The 16,125-nt window shown below is 64.5% G+C and carries 16 protein-coding genes and 1 pseudogene; 11 read left to right on the top strand and 6 right to left on the bottom strand.

Annotation, left to right across the window (positions count from 1 at the left end; genetic code table 11):
- Nucleotides 1-189 precede the first annotated feature (189 nt).
- The 6 genes from H8A95_RS35270 (at nt 190) to H8A95_RS35245 (ending at nt 5,605) form a co-directional block, all read left to right on the top strand.
- The gene (locus H8A95_RS35270; protein WP_229187323.1) at nt 190-1,083 is read left to right on the top strand and encodes a TauD/TfdA dioxygenase family protein; all 894 of its coding nucleotides are present in this window, start codon (nt 190-192) and stop codon (nt 1,081-1,083) included.
- A 141-nt stretch (nt 1,084-1,224) separates the two neighbouring features.
- Nucleotides 1,225-1,758: a hypothetical protein gene (locus tag H8A95_RS35265; protein WP_229187322.1), complete on the top strand. Its 534-nt coding sequence runs from the start codon at nt 1,225-1,227 to the stop codon at nt 1,756-1,758.
- A 27-nt stretch (nt 1,759-1,785) separates the two neighbouring features.
- Entirely contained in the window at nt 1,786-2,826 is a 1,041-nt protein-coding gene (locus tag H8A95_RS35260; RefSeq protein WP_229187321.1) for a TAXI family TRAP transporter solute-binding subunit, read from the top strand.
- Between the two features lie 77 nt (nt 2,827-2,903).
- Entirely contained in the window at nt 2,904-3,446 is a 543-nt protein-coding gene (locus H8A95_RS35255; protein WP_229187320.1) for a hypothetical protein, read from the top strand.
- 38 nt (nt 3,447-3,484) lie between these two features.
- Nucleotides 3,485-4,084, top strand: a complete 600-nt coding sequence (locus H8A95_RS35250) for a DsrE family protein (protein WP_229187319.1) — start codon at nt 3,485-3,487, stop codon at nt 4,082-4,084.
- 180 nt (nt 4,085-4,264) lie between these two features.
- Nucleotides 4,265-5,605: a Rieske 2Fe-2S domain-containing protein gene (locus H8A95_RS35245; protein WP_229187318.1), complete on the top strand. Its 1,341-nt coding sequence runs from the start codon at nt 4,265-4,267 to the stop codon at nt 5,603-5,605.
- A gap of 295 nt (nt 5,606-5,900) precedes the next feature.
- Here the strand turns inward: H8A95_RS35245 and H8A95_RS35240 are convergent, their stop codons facing one another.
- The 3 genes and pseudogenes from H8A95_RS35240 to H8A95_RS35230 all read right to left on the bottom strand — a co-directional run bounded on the left by H8A95_RS35240 (nt 5,901) and on the right by H8A95_RS35230 (nt 9,246).
- On the bottom strand, nt 5,901-6,941 hold the full coding sequence (locus H8A95_RS35240; RefSeq protein WP_229187317.1) for an IS110 family RNA-guided transposase: 1,041 nt from the start codon (nt 6,939-6,941) through the stop codon (nt 5,901-5,903).
- Nucleotides 6,942-7,157: 216 nt separating this feature from the next.
- Nucleotides 7,158-8,763 (bottom strand): annotated as a pseudogene (locus H8A95_RS35235) (Na+/H+ antiporter).
- Between the two features lie 108 nt (nt 8,764-8,871).
- Nucleotides 8,872-9,246 (bottom strand): nuclear transport factor 2 family protein, encoded by a 375-nt coding sequence (locus tag H8A95_RS35230; protein WP_021077543.1) that lies wholly within the window; start codon nt 9,244-9,246, stop codon nt 8,872-8,874.
- Nucleotides 9,247-9,518: 272 nt separating this feature from the next.
- On the opposite strand from H8A95_RS35230, the gene H8A95_RS35225 reads away from it, so the two are divergent.
- Complete coding sequence (locus tag H8A95_RS35225; protein WP_420839509.1) at nt 9,519-9,977, top strand: GFA family protein; 459 nt, start codon at nt 9,519-9,521, stop codon at nt 9,975-9,977.
- Nucleotides 9,978-9,983: 6 nt separating this feature from the next.
- Here the strand turns inward: H8A95_RS35225 and H8A95_RS35220 are convergent, their stop codons facing one another.
- Nucleotides 9,984-10,400: a hypothetical protein gene (locus tag H8A95_RS35220; protein ID WP_229187315.1), complete on the bottom strand. Its 417-nt coding sequence runs from the start codon at nt 10,398-10,400 to the stop codon at nt 9,984-9,986.
- Nucleotides 10,401-10,604: 204 nt separating this feature from the next.
- Here H8A95_RS35220 and H8A95_RS35215 point away from each other — a divergent pair, with 204 nt between their 5' ends.
- The gene (locus tag H8A95_RS35215; protein ID WP_229187314.1) at nt 10,605-12,488 is read left to right on the top strand and encodes a caspase family protein; all 1,884 of its coding nucleotides are present in this window, start codon (nt 10,605-10,607) and stop codon (nt 12,486-12,488) included.
- A gap of 234 nt (nt 12,489-12,722) precedes the next feature.
- Here the strand turns inward: H8A95_RS35215 and H8A95_RS35210 are convergent, their stop codons facing one another.
- Together H8A95_RS35210 and H8A95_RS35205 are read right to left on the bottom strand one after the other, a co-directional pair.
- Entirely contained in the window at nt 12,723-13,403 is a 681-nt protein-coding gene (locus H8A95_RS35210) for a DUF1345 domain-containing protein (RefSeq protein ID WP_229187313.1), read from the bottom strand.
- Nucleotides 13,404-13,421: 18 nt separating this feature from the next.
- Nucleotides 13,422-14,342, bottom strand: coding sequence for a polyprenyl synthetase family protein (locus tag H8A95_RS35205; RefSeq protein ID WP_229187312.1), 921 nt, complete (start codon nt 14,340-14,342; stop codon nt 13,422-13,424).
- A gap of 200 nt (nt 14,343-14,542) precedes the next feature.
- Between H8A95_RS35205 and mtgA the strand changes: the two genes are divergently transcribed.
- From mtgA to H8A95_RS35190, 3 genes are all read left to right on the top strand, one after another.
- Entirely contained in the window at nt 14,543-15,214 is a 672-nt protein-coding gene (gene mtgA / locus H8A95_RS35200) for a monofunctional biosynthetic peptidoglycan transglycosylase (protein WP_229187311.1), read from the top strand.
- Nucleotides 15,215-15,373: 159 nt separating this feature from the next.
- The gene (gene rpmF / locus H8A95_RS35195; RefSeq protein WP_021077536.1) at nt 15,374-15,559 is read left to right on the top strand and encodes a 50S ribosomal protein L32; all 186 of its coding nucleotides are present in this window, start codon (nt 15,374-15,376) and stop codon (nt 15,557-15,559) included.
- A gap of 143 nt (nt 15,560-15,702) precedes the next feature.
- A partial coding sequence (locus H8A95_RS35190; RefSeq protein WP_229187310.1) for a hypothetical protein occupies nt 15,703-16,125 on the top strand: 423 nt, incomplete at its 3' end.

The following is a 16,125-nucleotide window of genomic DNA, read 5'->3' as shown; positions in this document are numbered from 1 at the left end:
AACCACAGGCCGTGGTTATGGCGCGAGATGTGGGTTGCGAGCCTCCGCAAAACCCAATCCTGTGGTCCCGGATCGGCGCTCCGCTTCGCTGCGCTTGTCCGGGGCGACAGATATGTTGGTGGCGCAGATTGCGCTTCCACCGACGCGCGTTACGATGTCTCCCAAACAAGAACCATCGGGAGAACACCCATGAGCTCGTTGTCCGGCAAGCAAGGTCCGCGCTATCGCCACCTCGCCGATCAATCCGAGTCCTATGAGACCATCGGGGTCGAGAAGCTGACGCCGATCATCGGTGCGGAAATCTCCGGCGTCGATATCGGCAAATTGGTTGGCGACGATGCGCGCTCCAACCGCCAGATGGACGAGATCCATCGCGCACTCGCCGAAAATCTCGTCATCTTCTTCCGCAACCAGCACATCAGCCCCGACCAGCATCTCGCCTTCGGCCGCAAGTTCGGTGAGCTGCATGTGCACCCCGCTGCGCCCAACGAGGGCGATCCGGCGTTGATGAAGATCTATGCCGACAGGGATTCGCCACGTGCCAATGGCGAAGGCTGGCATACCGACGTGTCCTGCGACCTCGAGCCGCCGATGGGCTCGATCCTCTACATCAAGCAGTGCCCGCCGCGCGGCGGCGACACGCTGTTCGCCAACATGTACGCGGCCTATGAGGCGCTGTCGGACCGCATGAAAGCCTATCTCGACGGGCTGACCGCGCTGCATGACGGCGAGCAGACCTATCGTGGCCTGTATGCCAATTACGGCGTCGCCGACAAGCGGGAGTATCCGCGCGCCGAGCATCCGATCGTGCGCACCCATCCGGTGACGGGCAAGAAATCGCTCTACGTCAATCGCGGCTTCACCCGCTTCATCGTCGGCATCCCGCGCGACGAGAGCGATGCCATGCTGGCCTATCTGTACCAGCATGCCGAGAACCCGCTGTTCCAGTGCCGCTTCCGCTGGACCGAGAACGCGATTGCGTTCTGGGACAATCGCTGCGCCCAGCACCGCGCGATGTGGGATTACTGGCCGCACACCCGCTCCGGCACCCGCGTGACCGTGAAGGGCGAGCGGCCGGTGTGAGGACGGCGTCGGCCTCGCGCCGTCGCGCCGGCCGCGGCTGAGCTCGATGCTTCCGTCTGCCCAAAGCTGCGCGGTTAACAGGGGTAATCCTTGCGGGTCATAGTATCCGTGAGCCGGTGAGCCCTATGATGCCCGATCATAATGGGCGATATCACCATGCGGCAGGTGATACTGGACGCGCGCAGACATGAGAGCATCGTCATTCGCGTCGACGGGAACTCAACTTGTGAAAGTGCCGGCTCGCGCGTCAGATCGGATCGAGCGCCATTTGCTCCGAGGATGATGCGCCGGGCGCCGCCGCTATGGTTCGCAGCAACCCTCGCCGTGACGTGTCTTTCGGATGTGCCGGGTTCCGGCGGCGGCGCGCACGCGCAGTCCAACGGCATCGCCGGCAATTCCCTGCACCTGGCACAAGCAAAGACGAGAGCTGCAGTTAACGCTGCTCCAGCCAAACAAGCGCCAAGCGCGGACGCGCTCGCCCGCGAACTCGCGACGGCGCGGCGAGATATTGAATTGCTGCGGCTCTCGACCTGGGCAGCGCATGGAACGCGCGGCGATGCGACCAAGGCCCGCGATCTCTACGCGAAGGCTGAGGCCGAGTGGAATCAAGGAGGCAAAGGCGCGATTCGAGGCGCTGCGTTCGCTGCCTTCATAGAGCAAGAACGAACGCGCTGACGGGATGTCGTGCAAGGGAGCTGGTCGATGAAAAGGTCTGCCGGATTACGTCCGCTGTTTCTGCTTGCGGCCCTGGTGTCGCTGCTCCTCGCGCCGCAGCCGCCCGCGGCGGATGCGCGGCCGCAGTCTGGTCAGCCTCACAAGGCTCGCTTGATCCGGGCCGAACCGCCTCCGCCCAAGCCTGAAGTTCTGGCCATGAATGCCTGGGTCGTCGGCCTCGCCGGCGGTCTTCTCGAGGGCGCGCCGATCCGCCTGGCCGCGGAGATAGCCCGTGTGACCGATGACGGCGACAATCTGCACGTTCTGCCGGTGGTGACGCGAGGGGCCGTGGAGAATCTCAACTCGCTACTGTATTTGCGCGGTATCGACGCGGCCATCATCAATTCCGACGCACTCGAGGAATACAAGAGCCAGGTGCCGGACATCCAGCGACGGATCGCCTATGTCCTGAACCTGTTTCCGTCCGAACTGCATATCTTCGTTCGGCCGGAGATTCAGAGCCTGAGCGACCTCGCCGGCAAGAAGGTGAACTTCAACAACCAGGGTACCGCCGCAGCCTATTCAGGTCCGCTGATCTTCAGTCGTCTCGGCATCGAGGTCGAGAAGACCTTCATTCCGCACCAGATCGCACTCGAGCAGATGCGGAAAGGCGAAATGGCGGCCGTCGTCTTCATTACATCCAAGCCGGTCGATGCATTTGTGAAAGGCCGGTTTGAATCGGGCTTCAAGTTCCTACCCATCCCGTATGACAGCAAGTTCGAGGACTATTATCTGCCGGCAGCTCTTGATGCGGCCGACTATCCAAATCTGATCAAGCCGGGTGACCGCATCACCACGATCGCCGTGCCGACCGCTCTCGTTGCCTTCAATTGGCCGGCCAGCACCAATCGCTTCGAGCGTGTTGCACGCTTCGTCGATCATCTGTTCTCGCGCATCGACAGGCTGCAAGGGCCGGGCTTCGACCCGAAGTGGAAGTCGATCAACCTCGGAGCGACGGTGCCCGGTCTCACGCGCTTTCCTGCCGCGCAGGCGTGGCTCGATCGTCAGTCGGCACGGGCATCGCAATGACCAGGCTCGCCGTCCCGCTGCTTGCCGCAACCACCGCCGTTAACGGCGTTGCCCTGGCGCAAGGGATGGAAGACCCCATGGCACAGCTACGCGCCTGTTCCCAGCTGCAACGTGAAGCGCGCCTGGAATGCCTCGACAAGCTGTCGCACGCCACTGCGCCGACCCGCCGCGAGGCGTCGAGAGCCGATAATTGGACGATCAGCGAGACGACGTCGCCCGTCGATTATTCACCGATCGCCACTGCGACGACATTCGATTCGGTCGAATCGTCGATCAAGCTGTCGATCCGGTGCCGTGGCGGGCGGACCGAATTGTCCTTCTCGGGACCGGCTATCTCGGGCCGCGGCGACGGCTATGCGATCTCCTATCGCATCAACGACGGTCAGCCGACGCAGGTCGCGGCAACTGTGCCGGCGTTTGGTTCCGGCGTCGCCGTCGCGGGCGATGCGGTTCGCTTGTTGCAATCGCTTCCGGATAACGCGGTCCTTGTTGTCCGCCTCTCACCCGGTACCGGGGCTGCCCATGACGCAAGATTCTCGCTCGCGGGGCTGGACGCGATGCGAGCGAGGATGGCCGCGATCTGCAAATGGCCGCTCGCTGTCGCAAGGCCCAGCAACTGAGAACTGTGTTCGACGATTTTTCGAGATGGAGATGCTTGATGCGCAATTTTAGATCTGCTGCGAAATTCATTGCGATTGGTGCCATCGCCGTGCTGCCTTCCACGTCATTGGCGGTGGCCGAGCAAGGTGGGAAATACTGGGTGCCGACCGCGCAATCCGCGACTACTCCGGCGAGCGACGCCCGGAAATCTGAAACGCCGCGATCCGCCGCCGAAACGCGCAAGCGCGCCGCATATGCGCGTATGCATGATCCGGTGGCGCCGAAGGGGAAGGAGCATCATCTGGTCCTGCAGGTGAACAGCAATGATACTGCCGCCATGAATCTCACGCTCAACAACGCAACGAACGTGACCGAATATTACAAGGGCCTCGGCGAAAAGGTGAGGATCGAGGTGGTCACGTTCGGCCCGGGCCTGCACATGCTCCGCGAGGATACCTCGCCGGTGAAGGCTCGCATCGAGGAAATGGCCCTCAGTTCACCCGAGGTGTCGTTCAAGGCCTGCGGCAACACCCAGGAGAAGATGCAGAAGGCCGAGAACAAGTCGATCCCGATTATCAGGCAGGCGGAAGTCGTGAAGTCCGGCGTCGTGCGCGTGATGGAACTGCAGGAGAAGGGATGGGCCTACGTGAAGCCTTGATCTGGAGGGCCAGCTTGCCTTGAACCCCTTTGCGTGGGCGCGGACCGGCCGGCGCAGAGAATGGGTGTAAATCCATGAGCGCGCGGGACAGGGCTGCCGGCCGCGCAGCCAATCGCATTGACGCAGCGCATCCGCTACGCCAAGCTCCGGGAAAATCAAGAACAACCCCGGGGAAACGCCATGCTCCGCGCCGAAGACAACAAATTCCTCACCGAATCCGGTGCCGGAACGGGGATGGGCGAATTGCTGCGCCGATTCTGGATCCCGGTGCTGCTGTCCGAAGAGCTGCCGGAGCCAGACGGCGACCCGAAGAAGATCATCGTCATGGGCGAGGAGCTGCTGGCCTTCCGCGACTCCAGGGGCGTGGTCGGCGTCATCGACCAGTATTGCCCGCATCGCGGCGCCAATCTCTGGCTCGGCCGCAATGAGGAATGCGGCATCCGCTGCGTCTATCACGGCTGGAAGTTCGACACCGACGGCCGCTGCGTCGACATGCCGACCTCCTATCCCGATCTGAACGCAAAGGACCTGATCCGCATCAAGTCCTATCCGGTGCGCGAATGGGGCGAGATGATCTGGGCCTATATGGGCCCCGCGGATCAGATGCCGGAATTGCCGGCGCTGGAGATGGCGTTGCTGCCGGCCTCGCATCGCTTCGTCACCAAGAAGTGGCAGGACTGCAACTGGGTGCAGGCGGTGGAAGGCTCGATCGACACCGCGCATTTCACCTTCGCCCATCTCTCCTTCGACAAGGAGGAGAACGAGATCCTCGACATCAAGAAGCATTTCGTGAACCCGCTGACGCGGGTCGCGACCGATCACATGCGCTGGATCGCCGAGGATCCGCGACCGGTGATCAAGATCAATCCGCATGAGGCCGGGCTGACGGTGGCGGGCGGGCGGCTCACCGGCTCTGACAACATCTACTGGCGGATCGCCCAGTTCCTGATGCCGTTCCACAGCTACGCGCCGAGCTCGATGCCGGGCGAGAACATGTTCGGCCAGACCTTCGTGCCGGTCACCGACACCAATTGCTGGATCTACACCTATGCGTGGAATCCGCACCGGCCGCTGACCGACGCCGAGCGCGACGGCTATGCCAACGGCAACGGCGTGATGGCCGTGGTCGACGAGAACTATGTGCCGCTGCGCAACAAGTCGAACGACTACCTGATCGACCGCAAGCTGCAGCGGACCAACAGCTACACCGGCATCAAGGGCGTCTCCGAGCAGGACGCCGCGGTGCAGGACAGCCAGGGGCCGATCGCCGACCGTACCCGCGAGCATCTCGGCCCGACCGATCTCGGCATCATGCATTTCCGCAAGCTGGTGATGGAGGCGGCCCGCGCGCTGCAAAGGGGCGAGGCGCCGCCGCATGCCCAGCACCAGGACCGCTACACCGTGCGCTCCGGCGCCTGCGTCACCAGCAAGACGAAGGACCTCACCGCGGTCATGATCGAACGGTTTGGCGATCCGGTGGGGTTCGTCGGTAGGCCGGGAGCGAACGCGGCTGCGGAATGATCACCCCGTCGTCCCTGCGAAAGCAGGGCAGGGACCCATATGTGGACGGCCCCCGTGGCACAAGAGCTTTCTGGTGAGATCGGATCGCTTGCATCCATATGTCCGGCCTGTTGAGTGCGATCGGGTAGACCGCTGGCCAAGATGGTTTGCGCGATGCGAGTTCCAAACAACCTGGCGACCTGCTGGCGGCCAATGGGTCCCGCGGAATGTCTCGCATCGTTGCTCGATCGATCGCTCCATCTGCTCCTGCAGCTTCCGGCTGGCCGGCGAACGAGTCCGCCGGTCGGCCAATCTGTTAGGCGGCGACTGCTCCGGCGGCATCCAGCCGCGCAACGTCGTAACTCTCATTGCTCGTCATCAGCTTCCAGGCGATGCGCGCCACCTTGTTGGCAAGCGCCACCGCTGCAAGCTTCGGCGGCTTGCGCTTGATCAGCGCCAGCAGCCAGCGCGAGTGATGACCGCGTCCACGTCTGGCCTGCTGGATCACCGCCGTAGCCCCGATCACGAGCAGCCGTCTCAGGTCCTCGTCGCCCGCCCGGGTGATCTTGCCAAGCCTGGTCTTGCCGGCGGTGGAATGGTCCTTGGGTGTGAGGCCGAGCCAGGCCGCGAAGTGACGGCCGGAGCGGAACGCATGCGGATTTGGTGCCTTCATCACCAGCGCGGTTGCAACGATCGGGCCGACCGAGGGAATCTGCGCCAGGCGCCGGCCCAGGGGATCAGCTCGGTGCCAGGCCAATATCTTGGCCTCGATCGCCTCCAGCTCGCCCTCGAGCCTGGCGTACTCGCGGCCCAGCACGACAAACAACTCGCGCGCCAGAGCGGGAAGCATCTCGTCCTGCGCAATCTGCGCCAACAACGGCTCGATCTTGTCCAGTCCCTTGGGCGCAATCAGGCCAAACTCCGCCGCATGGCCGCGGATCGTATTGGTCAGCTGGGTGCGCCGGGCGATCAATCCGTCGCGGATACCCGTCAGCATCAATGCGGCCTGCTGCTCGGCACTCTTCACCGGTACGAACCGCATACTCGGCCGGCTCATCGCCTCACACAGTCCTTCCGCATCCCGCCAGTCGTTCTTGTTCCGCGAAACGTAGGGCTTCACCAGTTGCGGCGCCATCAGCTTCACCTTGTGACCAAGCTTGGAAAGCTCCCGCGCCCAATATTGCGAAGCCCCGCAAGCCTCCATCCCGATCACGGTCGGCGGCAATTTGGCGAAGAACTCCAGCACCTGCTTGCGCGACAGCTTCTTGCGCAGCACCACCTCCTCCGCCGCATCAACCCCATGCAGCACAAAAATATACTTCGACGTATCCATCCCAATGCGGATAATCTCTCTCACGGACGGCTCCCTTGTCTGAGATTTACAACAACCTCATTCTGGCACACTGATGCCGTAGGGGGCCGTCCACCCATCAACCACCGTTCGCAATTGTTGGAATCAGGCTGTGGCCACAGCCTGATTCAACAACAGCGCCCTGTGGTTATGGGTCCCGGGTCGCGCTTCGCTGCCCGGGACGACGTGGGATAGAGATCGCGACAATTACCTTAGAGCGCGCTACAACGGGATCCGCCGATACTCGCGGTTGGACAAGCTCGCCTCCTCCAGATCGAGGTCGCGCTCGATGCGGCGCCTCGTCTCGTCGGTGATCTTGCCGTCGCGCAGCAGCATATGGATGAACTTGCGCTCGGAGGAGATCAGCTCCCGCGTCAGTGCGGTGCCGGTCGCGGAGACGTCGTGTCGGTCGGGGTCGAGCGTATCGGGCAGCTGGTTGATGCGGATTTCGTGCCGCGACCGCAGCAGATTGACGACCTCGTCGGAGAGCTCGCGGTCGTCGGTGATGGCATCGAGCGACTTCAGTGCGGCGTTCAGTGCCTCGCGCCGTGCCGCGATTTCCTGCTCATGCTCGGCGATGTGCTCGCTGCGTCCGTCCTGGGCGAGGCCGAGCCAGCGCACCACCGGCGGCAATCCGAGGCCGAGGCCGACCAGCGTCACGAAGATCACACCGAAGGCGACGAACAGGATCAGGTCGCGATACGGAAAGGCGTCCCCGCTCGGCAGCGTCAGGGGCAGCGCAAGCGCTGCGGCGAGCGAGACCGCGCCGCGCACGCCGGTGAAGGCGACCACGAACACCGCCCGCCACGACGGCAGCGGGTCGCGGTCGCGTACGCGCCGGCTGAGCCAGCGCGGCAGATAGGTGCCGGGAAACACCCAGAGGAAGCGTGCGACGATCACGATGACGGCGACCAGCACGGTGGCGGTGAGGATGTCGTGCAGCGGAAACGACTTCGACTTCTCGACCAGCGAGCGCATCTGGAAGCCGGTCAGCAGGAACAGCAGGCCCTCGATCAGATAGATGACCAGGTCCCAGAAGAAGATGCCCTGCAAGCGGGTCGCAGCTGAGATCAGCAGCGGGCCGTTCCAGCTCATATAGAGCCCGCAGGCGACCGTCGCGATCACGCCGCTGCCGCCGAGATGCTCGGGGATCCAGTAGGCGAGATAGGGCGTGATCAGCGACAGCGTGATCTCGACCTGCGGATCCCTGGCGCGGCGGCGGGCGCGCAGGCTGAGCCAGCCGACCGCGGTGCCGAACGCGATCTCGCCCGCGACGATGACGAAGAAGGTGCCGGTCGCCTTCGGCAGCGAGAACAGCCCGGTGGTGATGGCAGCCAAGGCGAAGCGGTAGAGAATCAGCGCGGTCGCGTCATTGGCGAGCCCTTCGCCTTCGAGCACCACCAGGATGCGGCGGGGCAGGCCGAGCTTGCGCGCGATCGCCAGCGGCGCGACCACGTCCGGCGGCGCCACGATCGCGCCCAGCAGGAAGCCGACGCTCCAGGGCAGGCCGATCAGATAGTGGGTCGCGCGCGACCATGAAGGCGGTGAAGATCACGCAGCCGACCGAGAGCAGGATGATCGGCCGCAGGTTGGCCTTGAACTCGCGCCAGCTCATCGCGACGCTCGCCGAATAGATCAGCGGCGGCAGCACCACCAGAAGCACGAGCTCGGGCGGCAGTTCCAGCGACGGCACGCCCGGCACGAAGGCGAGCACGACGCCGACCAGCAGCAGCAGGATCGCCGGCGCGATATCGGTCCGCCGTGCAACGAGGGCGGTTCCCGCCAGCACGCCGAGCAAAGTAAGAAAGATCTGAAATTTGGCTTCCATAATGGGCTCAATTCGCCCGGAAACCAGCGCCAGTCAATGCGGTCCGGCCGGAGCCGGGCCGCGGAGGCGTGTCACAAAGCCGTCGCAGGGAAGTAGCGGGGCCGCGGGTCAGTCCTTGAGGTCGTATCGGTAGGATTTCGAGACGATCTGCCAGCCATCGGCGAGCTTCATCGCCACCAGATAGTCGGTGAAGTAGCGCGGCGGCAGCTGGCAGCGCACCTTGATGAAGGCGGTGTTGTCGTCGGAGCGGTCGATGGTGACGATGAAGTCCTCGCGCGGCTTGCCTTCGGCCTTCGCCGACGTGCGCTTGCGCACCAAGGCGAGCCAATCAGGAACAGTCAGGACCTTCAGCTCGCCCTTCTCCACCCAGCGCAGATCGGCGCTCGGATGAAAGGCTTCGGCGAGCTTGTCGGCATTGCTCTCATAGAGACCGTCGAAATAGGTTTGCACGACGTTTTCGACGGTGGATCGATCTTGGCTCATTGGTTAGTCCTCCCGGCAGGATTTGAACGACTAGTGTTGCGTCTCTGACGCGTGATTCACTCAGTGTCATTCCGGGGCTCGCGAAGCGAGAACCCGGAATCTCGATCTACAACCTCTGGATTCCCCGATGCGCGATTGCGCATCTGAGGTTCGCGACTTCCTCGCGCCCCGGAATGACGGAATGGACTGTCAGAGATACAACGCTAGGATTTAGGCATGATCCGCCGGATTGCGCCATGGCCGGCGATAAAATTCCGCGTGAGGAGCGAGTTGTGACTGCATCCGAAAATTCCAACGCAAATTCGCACGCAAGCTCGAAGTGTCGCATCCTGACCGGCGAATGCTTCTGCCGCGATGTGCGCTACGAAGTGGCCGACGCGTTTGGCTATGCGCTGAATTGTCACTGCTCGAACTGCCGGCGCACCACGGGATCGGCGTTCAAGCCGTTTGCGGGAATCGTGCGCGAAAAATTTGCGGTCACCAGTGGTGCCGAAGGTCTTTTGATCTACGGCGATGACACAACCCACGACGCGCATTGCGGCCGCTGCGGGTCGCTGCTCTATTCGCGCGTCCGTAACGGCGCCTATGTCCATGTCACGATGGGCACGCTGCGCGATGCGCCGACGATCCGGCCGACCGCGCATATCTTCGTCGGCTCCAAGGCGCCCTGGTACGAGATACTGGACGACCTGCCGCAATTTCAGGAGCATGTGACGCAAAGCGCGGAATAAGTCCGCTCAAGGCAGGTTCTTGCCCTGAGTCTCGTCCGCTTGCGCCGCTGACGTCTCGGACGGCCCCAGCGAGAAGGCGAGCACGACGTTGTCGGCGCGCTGCTTGAACTCCTTGCCGACCGCGGTGCGCGCGGCGTCGGCCAGTTCCTGCAACGGCTTGTCCTGCAGCAGGCTCGGGAAGGTGACGGTGACCGACGTGAGCCGGCCATTGTGCCAGTTGAACCCGACCGCCGGTTTGACCCCGACCATCGCAACGAGATCGTTCTCCACGGCCTTGGCGTGCTTGAAACCATCGAATACGGCGTCGACCAGGCCGCAGCCCGCGGCGCAGCCGGCCAGCAGCGCGAGGACGAGGAGGTTTCGGGCCACGCGGCCGGTCGTGCCGGATCGGGCGGATGGAACCGGTGCGCTGGTGCCCTGCATGACGTCCTCCGGATGTTTGTTCTCGTTGCCCCGATCGTGCACGAAATGCCCGGCCCAGCCAATTGCGAACCGGCGGTCGCCTCCGCTGACTAACAATGAGGATGGCATGGTCCATGCCGGCACGGATCGTGAGGCATCTCACGAAGCGCGGCGCTTGCTTCTGGTAATCGGGCCTGCGTGTTAGAAAATGGCCAGAGTGTCGCCATGAACGGGTCTGGGCTCTTGAAACTGAAACGACTGCTGCTTGCCGTCGCGGCCTTTCTGATCGTCTGCCAGCCGGCCTTTGCCGAGAAGCGCGTCGCGCTGGTGCTCGGCAACTCCGCCTACAGGAACACCGCGCCGCTGACGAACCCGGTCAACGACGCCTCGGTGATGGCCGCGACGCTGAAGAACGCCGGCTTCGATGTCGTCGACTTCCGCAAGGACCTGCCGGCCGTCGAAACCCGCCGCGCGCTGCGCGAATTCGCCGACCTCGCCCGGGATGCCGATATCGCGCTGGTCTACTATGCCGGCCATGGCATCGAGGTGGACGGCGCCAATTACCTGATCCCGGTCGATGCGAAGCTGGAGCGTGACACCGACGTCTATGACGAGGCGCTTTCGCTCGATCGCATCCTGGTCGCGATCGAGCCGGCCCGGAAGCTGCGGCTGGTGATCCTCGATGCCTGCCGCGACAACCCGTTTGCCAAGACCATGAAGCGGACGCTGGCGACCCGGGCGATTGGGCAGGGGCTCGCCAAGGTCGAGCCGACCAATCCGAATGTGCTGATCGCCTATTCGGCGAAGGCCGGCTCCACCGCGGCTGACGGCGACGGCAAGAACAGCCCGTTCACGATCGCGCTGTCGAAATTTCTGCCGACGCCCGGCCTCGATGTCCGCCGCGCCTTCGGCTATGTCCGCGACGAGGTGCTGAAGACCACCAACAATCGCCAGGAGCCGTTCGTCTATGGCTCTCTCGGCGGCGAGGACGTGCCGCTGGTGCCGGCGCCGCAGAAGCCAGCGCCCGCCGCTGCGGCCGCGCCAACCGCGCCGCCGCCGACGCCGCAGTCCGAGGCGCGTCGTGACTACGAGCTGGCGCTCCAGATCGGCAACAGGAACGCGATGAACGCGTTCCTCGCCCAATATCCGAGCGGCTACTACGCTAACCTCGCCAGGTTGCAGCTCGAGAAGTTCACCGCCGAGGACGCGCGCGTCGCCGCCACCGAGAAGGCGCGCCTGGCCGAACAGGAGCGTGCGCGGCTCGCCGCCGAGGGCGCGCAGAAGGCCCAGCAGGCCAAGGCCGAGGCGGATGCCAAGGCTGCAGAAGCGGCGCGTCTTGCTGCGGAAAAGGCCAAGCAGGTCGCGCAGGACCAGGCCGCGGCTGCCGAGCAGAAGCGGCAGGCGGATGCGGCGGTCGCCGATCGTGCCGCTTCGGACAAGCCGGCGGCCGATCAAACGGCAACGCAACCAGCGGCGCCTCCGCCCGAGAAGACCACGACCGTGGCCGCGCTGGCGACCGGGTCGCCCGAGATCGACGTCGTCAAATCGGTACAGACCGAATTGCGCCGCGTCGGCTGCCTGACCGTCGCCGTCGACGGCGACTGGAACGCAGCCTCGCAGCGCTCGCTGACGCTGTTCAACCGCTATGCCGGCACCAAGCTCGAGATCAAGGCCGCGAGCGTCGACACGCTCGACGCGATCAAGCTGAAGCAGGCGCGGGTCTGCCCGCTGGTCTGCGAGCGCGGCTACCAGGCCGATGGCGATCGCTGCACCAGGATCGTCTGCGCCGAAGGCTCGTTCCTCAACGACAACAATGAGTGCGAGAAGCGGCGTGAGCGGAAGCCGGTTGCCAAGCGCGACAGCGACGAGCGTCCGTCGCGCCGTGAGCGCGAACGCGCCTTCCATCTGCAGCGCGAGTTGGACGAGCCGCGGGTCCCATCAGCAGCAATTCCGCGCCCGCAGAAGCGTGCGAGGGCGGAAGGCGGCGGCAGCGGCCAGATCATGTGCGATGCCTATCTGTGCCGTCCGGTCAGGCACGGCTGCCATCTCGAGTACCGCGGCGGCGGCGGCCCCGGCGGCAATGTCGGCAACGTCGAGGTCTGCAACTAGCGCGGCATTACGTTTGCCTCGAGGCACGCGACGGACTCGCCTTCACCTCGCCCCGCGTGCGGGGAGAGGTCGGATTGCATCGCCAGATGCAATCCGGGTGAGGGGCGCTCTCCGCCGCGCAGCTGTCACTGGTTACGCGGAGACAGCCCCTCACCCCAACCCTCTCCCCGTAAGAACGGGGCGAGGGAGCGCAGCGCCATCGCGGCTGCTATGCGACCCAGTCCTATCGCGCGGCTAGATCGCGCTCGCGGCGATGTTCACCATCAAAGCCAGCAGCGCGGTGTTGAACACGAACGAGATGATGCCGTGTACGGTCGCGGTGCGGCGGATGATCTTGTCGGTGATCCCGACGTCGGAGACCTGCGCGGTCATGCCGATCACGAACGAGAAGTAGACGAAGTCCCAGTAGTCGGCGTCGGCATGCGCATCGCCGCTTGGAAATTGCAGCCCGCCGGGCGTCTTGCCGCGATAGAACTCATGGGCGTAGTGCAGCGCGAACGCGGTGTGGACCGCGGTCCATGACAGCGTGATGGTGACGATTGCCACCGCCAGTCCGGCCGGGCTGCCCTTGGATGCGCCGAGCTCGAACACGATGGCCAGGAGGCTCGCCAGCGCGCCGAACGCGGTCAGCAGCAGGATCAGGAAGCGGCCATCGTCCTGCAATATGGCGCTGCGCTTGATATGGGCGACGCCACAACGCAGCATCATCACATAGGCGAGCACGAGATAGATCGCGGCGAAGGCGTCCCAGCCGGCGAGCAGCCGCGTGACGAGGCGTAGCGAGTCCGGCACCAGCAGGGCAACGATGATACCGAACACGATCGAAGTGAAGGTGCGCGGCCGGCCCACGACGACGCGGACCGGCATCGGCAGTTTGCGGAAACGAACAAGGCGGTCGTCGAACTCCTCGCTCATTTCACGCTTTGCTTTCCGCTAGTTCTTGCGCTCGGCGACGAAGCGGGCCGCCGCGCGCAGCACGTCGCCGCGATCGCCGAACATCGACAATGCGGCATCGGCGCGCGCCAGCAGATCACGGACGCGCTGCTTGGCGCCGTCGATGCCGAGCTGGGTGACGAAGGTGGTCTTGCCGAGCGCGGCGTCAGCGCCGGCCGGCTTGCCGAGTGCAGCGGCGTCACCCTCGACGTCGAGCAGATCGTCGGCGATCTGGAAGGCCTCGCCGAGCGCTTTGCCGTAATCGTCGAGCGCCTGGTATTCCTTTTGCGAGGCTTGGCCGAGGATCGCGCCGGCGATGCAGCCGAAGCGGAGCAGCGCGCCGGTCTTCATCTGCTGCACGCGCGCGACGTCGACCGGCTCGCGGTCGCCGAAGCGGCCCTCGCCAGCGAGGTCGAGGATCTGGCCGCCGGCCATGCCGCCGATGCCGGAGGCGCGCGCAAGGGCGCGGGTCAGCAGCAGGCGCACCTGGGCGTCCTTGTGGATCGCATCTCGGGTGATGATGTCGAAGGCAATGGTCAGCAGCGCGTCGCCGGCGAGGATCGCCGTGGCGTCGTCATAGGCCTTGTGCAGGGTCGGGCGGCCGCGGCGCAGATCGGAATTGTCCATCGCCGGCAGATCGTCGTGGATCAGCGAATAGCAGTGGATGCATTCGAGCGCGGCGCCCACCAGCAGCGCGGATTCGCGCGGGATTCCGAACACCGCGGCGCTCTCGACCGCGAGGAACGGCCTCAACCGCTTGCCGCCGCCGAGGCTCGAATAGCGCATCGCCTCGATCAGCCGCTTCGGGCGCACGATCTCGTCGCTTTCGGTTGCATCCGACAGCAGTTTTGCGAGCAGGGCCTCGGTATCCTCCGCGGTCTGGTCCAGCCGCTTGGAAAACTCTGCAGTACCGGTCGTCATTAAGAATTGCTCCAGATCGATTTTCGGCCGGACAATCGTTGATGGCATCGGCTTCGTCAATTCCACCCGGCGACGGATTCGCGCCTTAAAAGTGCTGGAAAAACCGTGAATTATCCCGCGGACGTCGGGTAGCGCCGGCCGTATCCTGGCGGGCGGGTCCCAAATCCTCTCTGGAGACGCCCTCCCCGGAAACCCCCGTCTTGCGCATTGTCCGAATTTTATTGCTGTTTTTGCTGACCTTGCTGTTGCTGCCCTATCTGGTGACGCCGTTCTATCGCACCGGCCAGCCTGTTTCGGCCCTGATGGCGTGGCGGACCCTGCGCGGGGCCCCGGTCATGCGGCACTGGATCGATTTCGACGCCATGTCCCCGTATCTGCCGCGATCCGTGGTCGGCTCGGAAGACGCCCATTTCTGCAAGCACCGCGGGGTCGATTGGGGGGCGCTGCGCGAGGCGGTCAACGATGCCGAAGACGGCGAGGCGGCGCGCGGCGGCTCGACCATCACCCAGCAAGTGGCCAAGAACCTGTTCCTGTGGCCCGGCCGCAGCGTGATCCGCAAGGGGCTGGAACTGCCGCTGGCGCTCTGGATCGATTTCGTGCTGCCGAAGCAGCGAATTCTGGAAATCTACCTCAATATCGCGGAAATGGGCCCATCCGGGCAGTTTGGCGCCGAGGCCGGCGCCCAATATGCCTTCGGCCGGTCCGCTGCGGCGCTGTCGCCCCGGGAAGCCGCGCTTTTGGCGGCGATCCTGCCGAATCCGGTCAAAAGGAGTGCCCGGAACCCGGGTCCAGGGGTCCGCAGGCTCTCCGGGACCTATATGGCCCGGGCCAATACCGTGACGCGGTGCTGGCGCGAAAATCGCGGCTCTTGAGGCCGGTTTCGGGCGGATTTTGCTGTCTCCGGCCCTAGCTTTACGCTGGCCCTTCCTCTATAAGCGCGGCCTTACCGGCATCGCAGCTGGCGCTTTGAAGCGCTGTGCGCTCGTCCCATTTCGGACGATGCCTCCGCAACACCCCTAGAGGACACCGTCATGGCCGTTCCCAGAAGAAAAACCTCGCCGTCGCGCCGTGGCATGCGCCGTTCGGCCGATGCGATCAAGACCCCGACCTATGTCGAGGACAAGGACTCCGGCGAACTGCGCCGTCCGCACCACCTCGACCTGAAGACCGGCATGTACAAGGGCCGCCAGGTCCTGAAGGCCAAGAAAGAGTCCTGATCGGGACGTTCGGCTGCCGCGCTAATCTGAACGGCGCTGCGCCTGAATTCGGCCAACGAGTGCGGTCAACACGGGCGCGTCCGCGGCGAAGCCAATGAGCATCGCCGCATTGCTGGTTCTCCCTGAATAAGGCGCAAGCCCCGATGGTCGGTTTTCCGCTGCTGCTCGTTCCGCTCGCGGTCTACAACATCATCGCCTTCCTGATGCCCGGCGTGTCCTTCACGGACCCGCTGATCAGGCTGACATTGCTGTCGGGCGAGCAGTGGCAGATCACGCTCAGCGACATGCTGCTCGCCGCCGGCGTGCTGCTGTTGCTGCTCGAGGTCATCAAGGGCGCGCGCCCCGGCGCGAAATATCTCACCGACCATCTGCTGTCGCTGATCGTGTTCGGCGCGGCGGCTGCCGAATTCGTGCTCTGGCCGAAATTCGGCAACTCGACCTATTGCCTGCTCGCGCTGCTGGCGCTGGTCGATTTCATTTCCGGAATTGCGCTGCGCACCCGCCGCCGTGCGGTGGTTGCGGCACCTGCGCCGAGCGTCGGCAAGTCGCAGCCCGAGGCGCCGCAG

It is taken from the genome of Bradyrhizobium oropedii, assembly GCF_020889685.1.
Lineage (GTDB): Bacteria > Pseudomonadota > Alphaproteobacteria > Rhizobiales > Xanthobacteraceae > Bradyrhizobium > Bradyrhizobium oropedii.
This window is presented reverse-complemented; position numbering and strand designations above follow the sequence as displayed.

What these genes read in the sequence shown, in the direction of transcription:
- H8A95_RS35270 (WP_229187323.1), top strand. Translation starts at nt 190, where the DNA reads ATGAGCTCGTTGTCCGGCAAGCAAGGTCCGCGCTATCGCCACCTCGCC.
- H8A95_RS35230 (WP_021077543.1), bottom strand. Translation starts at nt 9,246, where the DNA reads ATGAGCCAAGATCGATCCACCGTCGAAAACGTCGTGCAAACCTATTTC.
- H8A95_RS35250 (WP_229187319.1), top strand. Translation starts at nt 3,485, where the DNA reads ATGCGCAATTTTAGATCTGCTGCGAAATTCATTGCGATTGGTGCCATC.
- H8A95_RS35255 (WP_229187320.1), top strand. Translation starts at nt 2,904, where the DNA reads ATGGCACAGCTACGCGCCTGTTCCCAGCTGCAACGTGAAGCGCGCCTG.
- rpmF (WP_021077536.1), top strand. Translation starts at nt 15,374, where the DNA reads ATGGCCGTTCCCAGAAGAAAAACCTCGCCGTCGCGCCGTGGCATGCGC.
- H8A95_RS35220 (WP_229187315.1), bottom strand. Translation starts at nt 10,400, where the DNA reads ATGCAGGGCACCAGCGCACCGGTTCCATCCGCCCGATCCGGCACGACC.
- H8A95_RS35260 (WP_229187321.1), top strand. Translation starts at nt 1,786, where the DNA reads ATGAAAAGGTCTGCCGGATTACGTCCGCTGTTTCTGCTTGCGGCCCTG.
- H8A95_RS35215 (WP_229187314.1), top strand. Translation starts at nt 10,605, where the DNA reads ATGAACGGGTCTGGGCTCTTGAAACTGAAACGACTGCTGCTTGCCGTC.
- H8A95_RS35245 (WP_229187318.1), top strand. Translation starts at nt 4,265, where the DNA reads ATGCTCCGCGCCGAAGACAACAAATTCCTCACCGAATCCGGTGCCGGA.
- H8A95_RS35210 (WP_229187313.1), bottom strand. Translation starts at nt 13,403, where the DNA reads ATGAGCGAGGAGTTCGACGACCGCCTTGTTCGTTTCCGCAAACTGCCG.
- H8A95_RS35265 (WP_229187322.1), top strand. Translation starts at nt 1,225, where the DNA reads ATGGGCGATATCACCATGCGGCAGGTGATACTGGACGCGCGCAGACAT.
- H8A95_RS35205 (WP_229187312.1), bottom strand. Translation starts at nt 14,342, where the DNA reads ATGACGACCGGTACTGCAGAGTTTTCCAAGCGGCTGGACCAGACCGCG.